The organism is Streptosporangium vulgare (assembly GCF_042428775.1).
Classification (GTDB): domain Bacteria; phylum Actinomycetota; class Actinomycetes; order Streptosporangiales; family Streptosporangiaceae; genus Streptosporangium; species Streptosporangium vulgare.
The window spans coordinates 1-526 of sequence record NZ_JBHMBS010000193.1 but is presented as its reverse complement, the minus strand read 5'-3'; the positions used below and the strand labels follow the sequence as shown (position 1 = coordinate 526).

At 61.0% G+C, this 526-nt stretch carries 1 rRNA gene; it reads right to left on the bottom strand.

Annotation, left to right across the window (positions count from 1 at the left end):
- Positions 1 to 444: 444 nt before the first annotated feature.
- Positions 445 to 526, bottom strand: a 16S ribosomal RNA gene (locus ACFFRH_RS44645); the annotation flags it as partial.

Sequence of the window (526 nt, the reverse complement as noted above, 5' to 3'; positions counted from 1 at the left end):
ACAAAGATGCTCGCGTCCACTATGCAAATCTCAAACAACAAACAGCGACCAAACCCACCCCACCACCAACACCCACCACCCCCACACAAGCATGCGCATGAGATGTGAGCTGGTCTGACAGGAGGCCGGTCCCGCACGAGGCCAAACAGACACCCACCCCGAACCCGAGGCAGGCACCAGGGCCACCACCAACCGGCAGCAGCCCCGAACCAAGGTCCGTTTCCTCAGGACCCAACAGTGTGTTCAACCAGTCCGATGTACGCGAGGCCCCGTTCCCACTCCCTCCGAGGAGGGCGGTACTAGCGGTCCCGGCCAACACGATCCGGTTGAGTAGCCAGTGCTCCACTAATGAGCGTGCCGAGCGTGAGACGTTCGCTCACGAACACGACGTAGACCCTTCCCACCCAGCCGAAGCTGTGATCAGAAAGAGCCGGTGCTCCTTAGAAAGGAGGTGATCCAGCCGCACCTTCCGGTACGGCTACCTTGTTACGACTTCGTCCCAATCGCCAGCCCCACCTTCGACCGC